The sequence below is a fragment of the Niallia sp. Man26 genome (assembly GCF_022049065.2).
In the GTDB taxonomy this organism is placed as follows: Bacteria; Bacillota; Bacilli; order Bacillales; family Cytobacillaceae; genus Niallia.
Window position 1 is genome coordinate 1 of sequence record NZ_CP095743.1, and the last position, 10000, is coordinate 10000.

Consider the following 10000-nt stretch of genomic DNA (forward strand, 5'->3'; position numbering starts at 1 on the left):
TTGGAAAATATTGCGGATCTATGGAATAAAGCGTTAAGCAATATTGAAAAAAAAATCAGCAAACCTAGCTTTGATACATGGCTTAAAGCAACGAAGGCACATGCCCTTCAAGGTGACAGCCTAATCATAACAGCTCCTAATGAATTTGCTCGAGACTGGTTGGAAGAACGATATTCCCAGCTTATTTCGGACATTCTTGAAGAAATAACTGGTGAAGAGCTTGGTGTAAAATTTATTATTCCTCAAAACCAAAAGGAGGAAGAATTTGATCTTCAAATCTCCTCTAAACAAAAGAAAAAAGAAGAAGAAACAACCGAACAAACAATACTGAATTCTAAATATACTTTTGATACGTTTGTAATTGGTTCTGGGAACCGCTTTGCACATGCTGCTTCTTTAGCAGTAGCTGAAGCACCGGCTAAAGCTTATAACCCGCTTTTTATTTACGGGGGTGTAGGTCTTGGAAAAACTCACTTAATGCATGCAATCGGACATTATGTTTTAGATCATAATCCTTCAGCAAAGGTTGTTTATTTATCTTCGGAAAAGTTTACAAATGAGTTCATTAATAGTATTCGAGACAATAAAGGTGCAGAATTCCGTGATAAATACCGGAATGTTGATGTACTTCTCATAGATGATATTCAGTTTCTTGCTGGAAAAGAATCAACACAGGAAGAATTTTTCCATACATTTAATACTTTGCATGAGGAAAGCAAACAAATCATTATCTCCAGTGACAGGCCGCCAAAGGAGATTCCAACTTTGGAAGACAGGCTTCGTTCACGGTTTGAATGGGGACTAATAACGGATATAACTCCGCCTGACTTAGAAACAAGGATTGCCATTCTTAGAAAGAAAGCAAAAGCTGATGGGTTGGACATTCCAAATGAAGTCATGCTTTATATCGCGAATCAAATTGATTCCAACATCCGTGAACTAGAAGGTGCACTTATAAGAGTTGTTGCATATTCCTCCTTAATCAACAAAGACATTAATGCAGATCTTGCGGCAGAAGCATTAAAAGATATTGTCCCTAGCTCTAAGCCGCGCGTCATAACAATACATGATATTCAAAAAGTAGTCGGGGAACATTTCAGTGTGAAATTAGAGGATTTTAAGGCTAAAAAAAGAACGAAATCCATCGCTTTTCCTAGACAGATTGCCATGTACTTGTCACGTGAACTTACAGACTTTTCCCTTCCGAAGATCGGCGAAGAATTCGGCGGAAGAGATCATACTACAGTTATCCATGCACATGAAAAAATCTCAAAGCTCCTTGTATCTGATTCGCTTTTGCAAAAACAGCTAAAAGAAATCAACGAGCTCTTAAAAGTATAAAACTGAATACTGTGCATAACTTTAACCAACTTAGACACAGTCTATCCACATGTGGATAGACTGTGTTTCCTTTGAAAAAGCGAGTTATTCACAAATTAACAGGGCCTACTACTATTACTACGATCTTTAAAAGAAATATTATTATAAATACGCAATAAAAAAACTAATGATAACGGAGGATCAATTAATGAAATTTATCATCCAAAAAGATAATCTTGTCCAAGGTGTACAGGATGTAATGAAAGCCATAACTAGCAGAACAACAATTCCAATTCTGACAGGGATAAAAATCGTAGCAACAGAAGAAGGTGTTACATTAACAGGAAGTGATTCAGATATCTCTATTGAATCCTTTATTCCTAAAGAAGAAAATGATTCTGTCATTGTGGAAATTCAACGTCCTGGATCAATCGTGCTGCAAGCTAAATTTTTTAGTGAAATCGTTAAAAAGCTTCCTACTAGCCAAGTAGAACTTGAAGTAGATAACTTACAAACGGTAATTCGTTCAGGGAAATCGGAATTTAACTTAAACGGTCTTGATTCTGAGGAATATCCACATTTGCCTCAAATATCAGAAGAAAATATCTTTAAAATTCCAACTGACCTGCTAAAAAACATTATCAAACAAACAGTGTTTGCAGTGTCCACCTCAGAAACACGCCCGGTGTTGACAGGTGTAAACTGGAAGATTGAAAATGATGACTTAATCTGTATTGCAACAGATAGCCATCGGCTTGCATTAAGAAAAGCAAAAATTGATTCAAATACGGAACAGTCATTTAATATTGTGATTCCTGGGAAAAGCTTAAATGAGTTAAACCGTATTTTAGATGACCATAACGAACCGGTTGAGATTGTTGTGACAGAAAACCAAATTCTATTTAAGGCGAAGCATATCTTATTCTTCTCTCGCCTGCTTGAAGGGAATTATCCTGACACAAATCGTCTAATTCCGACAGAAAGCAAAACGGAAATAGTTGTGAATGCAAAAGAATTCCTGCAATCTATTGATCGTGCATCCTTGCTTGCAAGAGAAGGACGGAATAATGTCGTTAAATTCTCCACCATTGGAGAGGATGTAATTGAAATTTCATCTTTTACGCCTGAAATTGGTAAAGTTGTAGAGGAGCTAATCAGCGAGTCTATTCAAGGTGAAGAACTGAAAATATCTTTTAGTGCCAAATATATGATGGATGCTTTAAAGGCTTTAGAAGGAACGGAAGTGAAAATTAACTTCACTGGTGCTATGCGACCGTTTGTAATCAATCCGTTAAATGATGATTCTATCCTTCAGCTAATTCTTCCAGTGCGAACATATTAACAGCTGCCTAAAGCTTATAGGGTGTCCCATAGGGGCATCCTATTTTCCTTCATGAATAATATATTTAGGCAAAGCAGGAATTATGAATGTTTTTTATAGACGAATTTAATGCCTAAATGTTCGTCAAAATCTCTTGAAAATGTGCTGAATACTACTAATTTATAGAAATATTTCAGTTTTCTTTGTGTATCGTTAAATAATTTAGTAAAATAAAGAGATACGATTAAACTTGAAAGAGTGAAAACATGAACAATCAAATTAAAATTGAGACGGAATATATAACATTAGGCCAATTCTTGAAGGTTGCAGATATTATCCAATCTGGAGGAATGGCAAAATGGTTTTTAAGTGAACATGAAGTATTTGTCAATGGAGAACAAGATCAGCGCAGAGGCAGAAAATTAAGGTCAGGCGATAAGATTGAAATTCCCTCTATTGGTACATTTACAGTTCTGTAAAAAAAGGATGATCCCTTATGTTTATTGAGCAGCTGCAATTGAGGAATTACCGTAATTACGAGCACCTGGAAGTGGAATTTGAGAATAAGGTAAATGTCATTCTGGGAGAAAACGCGCAAGGCAAAACAAATGTCATGGAATCCATCTATGTTTTAGCAATGGCAAAATCCCACAGAACTTCAAATGATAAAGATCTTATTCGCTGGGACTCAGATTATGCTAAAATAGAAGGTAGATTAAAAAAAGCACATGGGCCGCTACCCATGCAGTTAGTTGTGTCTAAAAAAGGAAAAAAAGCTAAGTACAATCATATTGAGCAACGGAAGCTAAGCCAATACATCGGCAATATGAATGTTGTGATGTTTGCTCCGGAAGACCTAAATCTTGTTAAGGGTAGTCCTCAAATTAGAAGAAGATTTATTGACATGGAAATCGGGCAGATTTCCCCTGTTTATTTGCACGATATGAGCCAGTACCAAAAGATTATGCAGCAGCGAAACACTTACTTAAAACAACTGCAGATGAATAAACAGTCAGATCATACAATGCTTGAAATACTGACAGAGCAGTTTATTGATATGGCAGTGAAGATAGTATCAAAGCGTTTTGAATTCCTGGAACTTCTGGAAAATTGGGCAATCCCAATTCATAAAGGAATTTCAAGAGGACTGGAGACATTACAAATTCAGTATAAACCCTCGGCAGATGTATCAGAAGATCTAGATTTGTCGAAAATGAGAAGAGTATACGAAGAAAAGTTTGCCAGTGTGAAAAAAAGAGAGATTGACCGAGGTATGACCTTGTTCGGTCCCCATCGAGATGATTTATTGTTTTTCGTAAATGGAAGAGATGTTCAAACTTTTGGTTCACAAGGTCAGCAAAGAACTACAGCACTTTCGATTAAAATGGCAGAAATCGAACTCATACATGCGGAGATCCGTGAGTATCCTATCCTTTTATTAGATGATGTGCTCTCTGAATTAGATGATTATCGACAATCTCATCTTTTGAATACCATCCAAGGAAAGGTACAAACATTCGTGACGACTACGAATGTGGATGGAATTGATCATCAAACATTAAAAGAAGCATCTACATTCCAGGTGGAAGCAGGAACGATGAAAAAGATTCAATAGCTTTGAGGTGAAAAAGTGTACGTTCATATTGGTGAAAATGTACTTATAAGAACTGTAGATATCATTACAATTTTAGACAAACAAACAATTGGTTCCTCTGAGATTACAACTGAATTTTTAAATACGCAAAAAGAGAAAACAATAAGTGGCGACAGTAAAGCTTATAAATCTATTGTTATAACAAAAGATGCCATTTATTATTCTCCAATTGCTTCCAATACACTAAAAAGGCGATCATACAGACTGACAGCTCAGGAGTATTAGCAATTTTAAGGTCTAATAGGATAAGCAAAGAGTAAATTTTTGGATGTCAATAGAAAGTAAGGTGATCAATTTGTCAATGGAACATGATCCAATGGAACAACAATCATATGATGAAAGTCAGATACAGGTACTTGAAGGGTTAGAAGCGGTCCGCAAAAGACCAGGGATGTATATTGGTTCAACAAGCGGTAAAGGCTTGCACCATCTTGTATGGGAAATTGTAGATAATAGTATTGATGAAGCACTGGCAGGTTACTGCGATGAAATCAACGTCATTATTGAAAAAGATAACAGCATTACAGTTAAGGATAATGGACGTGGTATTCCTGTCGGGATTCATGAAAAGATGGGAAGACCTGCAGTTGAAGTAATCATGACAGTACTTCACGCCGGTGGTAAATTTGGTGGCGGAGGATACAAAGTATCCGGAGGTCTTCATGGTGTAGGTGCATCTGTTGTTAATGCCCTTTCATCCGAGTTGGAAGTTTTTGTTCACCGGGATGGGAACATATACTACCAACAATATAAAAAAGGTGTTCCTCAGGAAGATCTTAAGATTATCGGTGAATCAGATGTAACAGGTACAACAACAAGATTCCAACCGGATAGTGAGATTTTCAAAGAAACTCTCGTCTATGATTATGAAACATTGGCAAACAGAATTAGAGAGTTAGCCTTCTTGAATCGCAATATTAAAATTACCATTGAAGATACAAGAGAAGGTATGGAGAAGCGTAAGGAATATCACTATGAAGGTGGAATAAAGTCCTACGTTGAGCATTTAAACCGCAATAAAGAGGTGCTGTTTGAAGAGCCTATCTATATTGAAGGAGAAAAAGACGGCATTACTGTCGAGGTTTCACTCCAATATAACGATGGCTACACAGGCAACATTTTCTCGTTTGCTAATAATATCAATACACACGAAGGCGGAACACATGAATCCGGTTTTAAAACTGCATTGACTCGAGCAATTAATGACTATGCAAGGAAAAACGGAGTGCTTAAGGATTCAGAAGCAAACCTTTCAGGAGAAGATGTCAGGGAAGGGATTGTGGCTATCGTTTCAATTAAGCACCCTGACCCGCAATTCGAAGGACAAACAAAGACAAAACTAGGCAACTCAGAAGTTCGGGCAATCACTGACACAATCTTTGCTGATCATTTTGAGAAATTCTTGCTTGAAAATCCTTCAGTAGCTAGGAAAATTGTTGATAAAGGTCAAATGGCATTGAGAGCTAGAATTGCTGCTAAAAAAGCAAGGGAGTTAACGCGTAGAAAAAGCGCCCTTGAAGTTTCCAGCTTACCTGGTAAATTAGCAGATTGCTCGTCAAAAGACCCTGCAATAAGCGAATTATTCATAGTTGAGGGTGATTCTGCAGGCGGTTCAGCAAAATCAGGAAGAGACCGGCATTTCCAGGCAATCCTGCCGTTAAGAGGAAAAATCCTGAATGTTGAAAAGGCTAGATTGGATCGTATCTTATCCAATAATGAGGTTCGTTCTATGATTACCGCTATTGGTACTGGAATTGGAGACGACTATGATATTTCAAAGGCTAGATATCATAAGGTTGTTATTATGACAGATGCGGACGTTGACGGTGCACATATTCGAACACTGCTGCTCACTTTCTTCTACCGCTATATGCGGAAAATTGTAGAAGCTGGATATATTTATATTGCTCAACCACCGCTTTACAGTGTCAAGCAAGGGAAAAAGCTTGAGTATGCATATAATGACCGCCAATTGGCTGAGGTACTTGAAAAATTGCCAGCATCACCAAAACCGAATATCCAACGCTATAAAGGTTTAGGGGAAATGAATGCAGAACAGCTGTGGGATACGACAATGGATCCTTCCACAAGAGTGTTGCTGCAGGTAAGCCTGGATGACGCAATCGAAGCGGATGAGACATTTGAAATGCTAATGGGTGATAAAGTAGAACCACGCAGAAACTTTATCGAAGAAAATGCAGTATATGTGAAAAACCTGGATGTTTAAGATAAATGCAAAAGAATGACTATGGTGCTAAAGGAGATTTAGCACCTTGCGCTTTGCTTAAGGAGGTTCCTATATGGCTGATATGCCGAATTCTCAAATTAAAGAAATAAATATAAGCAAGGAAATGCGTACATCCTTCTTGGATTATGCGATGAGTGTCATTGTTTCCCGTGCACTTCCAGATGTTCGAGATGGACTTAAACCTGTTCACCGCCGGATATTATATGCTATGCACGATTTAGGAATGCATTCTGACAAACCGTTTAAGAAATCTGCTCGTATTGTTGGGGAAGTAATTGGTAAGTACCATCCCCACGGTGATAGTGCTGTATATGAAACAATGGTTCGTATGGCGCAGGATTTCAACTACCGTTATATGTTGGTAGATGGTCACGGTAACTTCGGTTCAGTTGATGGCGATTCTGCTGCAGCGATGCGTTATACGGAAGCAAGAATGTCCAAAATAGCGATGGAGCTGTTAAGGGATATCAACAAGGATACTATCGACTACACAGAAAACTTCGATGGAGAAGAAAAGGAACCTGTTGTTTTACCATCCCGTTTCCCAAACCTTTTGGTAAACGGAACAAGCGGGATTGCAGTTGGTATGGCTACAAACATACCGCCGCATCAGTTAGGAGAGGTTATTGACGGTGTTTTGGCTGTCAGCAGAAACTCTGATATTACAATTCCCGAATTGATGGAAATAATACCTGGTCCTGACTTCCCTACAAGTGGAATGATTGTCGGGAGATCTGGCATCAGAAAGGCTTACGAGACAGGCAGAGGCTCTATCATTGTTAGAGCAAAAGTGGAAATCGAAGTAAAGCCGAATGGTAAAGAAGTAATAATCGTCAAAGAAATCCCTTATCAGGTTAATAAAGCTCGTCTAGTAGAGCGAATTGCTGAGTTGGTTAGGGATAAGAAGATTGATGGTATTACAGACTTAAGAGATGAATCAGACCGTAATGGAATGAGGGTTGTTATTGAAGTTCGCAAGGATGCAAATGCTAATGTGCTGCTGAACAACTTATATAAGCACACAGCAATGCAGACAAGCTTTGGTATTAACTTGCTTGCGCTAGTGGACGGACAGCCTAAAGTGCTTAACTTAAAGCAATGCCTTGTTTATTATTTGGATCATCAAAAGGTTATCATTCGCCGCCGTACTGAATTTGAGTTGAGAAAAGCAGAAGCGCGCGCTCATATATTAGAGGGCTTGCGCATTGCACTTGATCATTTAGATGAAGTAATTGCCTTAATTCGCGGTTCTAGAACAACAGATATTGCTAGAGAAGGATTAATGAGCAATTTCAATCTGTCAGAAAAGCAAGCTCAGGCAATCTTGGACATGCGTCTGCAAAGATTAACTGGACTTGAAAGAGAAAAGATAGAGGAAGAATACAAGGAATTAGTAGCATTGATTGCCGAGTTAAAATCTATTTTAGCTGATGAAGAAAAGCTGCTTGATATTATCCGTGAGGAGCTCCTTGAAGTAAAAGAGCGTTTCAATGACAAACGCCGTACAGAAATTGTAGCGGGCGGAATTGAAAATATCGAGGATGAAGATTTAATTCCAGAAGAAAATATCATCATCACACTAACTCATAACGGTTATATTAAGAGATTGCCTGCGTCTACTTATCGCGCTCAAAAACGCGGTGGCCGCGGTATTCAAGGTATGGGAACAAATGAAGATGACTTTGTGGAACAGCTTAGCACAACTTCCACTCATGATACGATTCTATTCTTTACGAATAAAGGGAAGGTATATCGCCTTAAAGGCTATGAAATCCCTGAATTCAGCCGCACAGCCAAGGGGATTCCGATTATCAACCTCCTTGGAGTAGAGAAGGATGAATGGGTGAATGCTATCATACCAGTCTCAGAATTTGTCGATGATTGGTTCCTATTCTTCACGACTAAGGAAGGAATATCAAAACGTTCTCCGCTATCATCATTTGCAAATATCAGGAATAACGGGCTAATTGCCGTTAACCTAAGAGATGGAGATGAATTGATTTCTGTACGTCTCACTGACGGTAACAAGGAAATTATCATTGGAACTAAAAATGGGCTTCTAATCCGTTTCCCAGAGACAGATGTTCGCTCTATGGGTAGAACAGCTACTGGTGTTAAAGGGATTACCCTATCCTCTAATGATGAAGTTGTTGGTATGGAAGTGTTAGAGGAAGGTTCAGAAATTCTTATCGTGACGAAAAATGGTTACGGAAAGAGAACATCTGCAGAGGAATATAGAATCCAAGGAAGAGGCGGTAAAGGTATTAAGACTTGCAATATTACTGACAAAAATGGACCGTTAGTTTCCATGAAGGCAGTAAATGGTGAGGAAGACCTGATGCTAATTACTACGGGCGGTGTCTTAATCCGTATGGCTGTCGGCGATATATCATCTATGGGTAGAAGCACTCAAGGTGTTAAGCTGATTAAGCTTAATGAAAGTGAAAGCGAATTTGTAGCAACAGTCGCTAAAGTGGAAAAAGAAGAAGAAGCTGAAACAGAAATGCCTGAAGAAACAGCGGAAGATAGCACAGTATCTGATGCTGCTGAAACTGAGGAGTAAGAAGCTGCCAAAAGCAGCTTCTTTTTTTCGCTCTGGACATTTAAATGGTATAGGTAATATGACCCTTATAATCCCAAAAATAAGAATTTTCCAGTATTTTTTTTAAAAATAAGGTTATCATTTCAATAAAAAATAAAGTAGAATATAGTATAAAAGTCCTTATGAGGGTGGAGTAATACATGAATGTAAGTGTTAATCGTTTAATGGCCGGGTGCATCTTAGCAGAAGATGTTTTCAGCATGACGAATAGACCGATAATAACTTCTAAAACTGTATTGACAGACGAGCATATAAATGTTCTTAAAGCATTTCAAATTGAGAAGATAGAGATTGAAAATACTCAGATTGATGGAAACTTTCTCGATGAGCTTAAAGAGGAAGATAGTGCAGGATTGAAAAAGAAAGAAGAGAGTTTCTTTGATAAATTTCTTCTTGCTGTTAACCAGTACAAAAAGGAGTTTCGTTCTTGGCAATATGGTGTACCGCTGAATATTCCTGCAGTTCGCACAATAATGCTGCCGCTATTGGAGGATTTAGAGCAGTATAGCAAGGAAGTATTTTCTTTATATCATTTATCTAATAAAAAAGAATATATCTATCAGCATTCTGTTGCAGTAGGTGTTATTAGTGCTCTTATAGCAAAAAAAATGGACTACAGTAAAGGGGAAATCGTCCAAATCGCTATGGCCGGCTGTTTAAGTGATGCAGGGATGTCAAAAATACCATCTAACTTAATTACAAAGGAAGAACCTTTGACGGAAGAAGAATTTGAGGAAGTGAAAAGACATACAAGCTATAGTTTGCAAATGCTGCCAGAGCATGCTCTCTTAAAAAAAGAAACAAGACTTGCTATACTTCAGCATCATGAAAGACTTGATGGGAGCGGTTATCCAT

General features: G+C 38.0%; 8 protein-coding genes (1 of these 8 cut by a window edge). All 8 read left to right on the forward strand.

The genetic code is table 11. The features are described 5' to 3' along the window. Nucleotides 1-1341: a chromosomal replication initiator protein DnaA gene (dnaA, locus tag L8T27_RS00005; protein ID WP_233319096.1), complete on the forward strand. Its 1341-nt coding sequence runs from the start codon at nucleotides 1-3 to the stop codon at nucleotides 1339-1341. A 187-nt stretch (nucleotides 1342-1528) separates the two neighbouring features. Further along, nucleotides 1529-2662 carry a DNA polymerase III subunit beta gene (gene dnaN, locus L8T27_RS00010; RefSeq protein WP_233319097.1) on the forward strand — a complete coding sequence of 378 codons (1134 nt, stop codon included), beginning with the start codon at nucleotides 1529-1531 and terminating at the stop codon, nucleotides 2660-2662. Nucleotides 2663-2907: 245 nt separating this feature from the next. After that, nucleotides 2908-3120, forward strand: a complete 213-nt coding sequence (yaaA, locus tag L8T27_RS00015; protein WP_233319099.1) for a S4 domain-containing protein YaaA — start codon at nucleotides 2908-2910, stop codon at nucleotides 3118-3120. Between the two features lie 17 nt (nucleotides 3121-3137). After that, nucleotides 3138-4256 carry a DNA replication/repair protein RecF gene (gene recF, locus L8T27_RS00020; protein WP_233319101.1) on the forward strand — a complete coding sequence of 373 codons (1119 nt, stop codon included), beginning with the start codon at nucleotides 3138-3140 and terminating at the stop codon, nucleotides 4254-4256. Nucleotides 4257-4271: 15 nt separating this feature from the next. Beyond that, the gene (gene remB / locus L8T27_RS00025; protein ID WP_237940497.1) at nucleotides 4272-4520 is read left to right on the forward strand and encodes an extracellular matrix regulator RemB; all 249 of its coding nucleotides are present in this window, start codon (nucleotides 4272-4274) and stop codon (nucleotides 4518-4520) included. Between the two features lie 76 nt (nucleotides 4521-4596). Next, a complete protein-coding gene (gene gyrB, locus L8T27_RS00030) occupies nucleotides 4597-6522 on the forward strand; it encodes a DNA topoisomerase (ATP-hydrolyzing) subunit B (RefSeq protein ID WP_396953844.1) in 1926 nt (641 codons plus the stop codon). A 73-nt stretch (nucleotides 6523-6595) separates the two neighbouring features. Further along, the gene (gene gyrA / locus L8T27_RS00035; RefSeq protein WP_233319103.1) at nucleotides 6596-9106 is read left to right on the forward strand and encodes a DNA gyrase subunit A; all 2511 of its coding nucleotides are present in this window, start codon (nucleotides 6596-6598) and stop codon (nucleotides 9104-9106) included. Between the two features lie 179 nt (nucleotides 9107-9285). Next, nucleotides 9286-10000: the 5' portion of an HD-GYP domain-containing protein gene (locus tag L8T27_RS00040; protein ID WP_237940500.1), read on the forward strand. The gene runs 365 nt beyond the window's last position; the window shows 715 of its 1080 coding nt (coding positions 1-715); it begins with the start codon at nucleotides 9286-9288; its stop codon lies beyond the right edge, outside the window.

What these genes read in the sequence shown, in the direction of transcription:
- dnaN (WP_233319097.1), top strand. Translation starts at nt 1,529, where the DNA reads ATGAAATTTATCATCCAAAAAGATAATCTTGTCCAAGGTGTACAGGAT.
- yaaA (WP_233319099.1), top strand. Translation starts at nt 2,908, where the DNA reads ATGAACAATCAAATTAAAATTGAGACGGAATATATAACATTAGGCCAA.
- recF (WP_233319101.1), top strand. Translation starts at nt 3,138, where the DNA reads ATGTTTATTGAGCAGCTGCAATTGAGGAATTACCGTAATTACGAGCAC.
- gyrB (WP_396953844.1), top strand. Translation starts at nt 4,597, where the DNA reads ATGGAACATGATCCAATGGAACAACAATCATATGATGAAAGTCAGATA.
- gyrA (WP_233319103.1), top strand. Translation starts at nt 6,596, where the DNA reads ATGGCTGATATGCCGAATTCTCAAATTAAAGAAATAAATATAAGCAAG.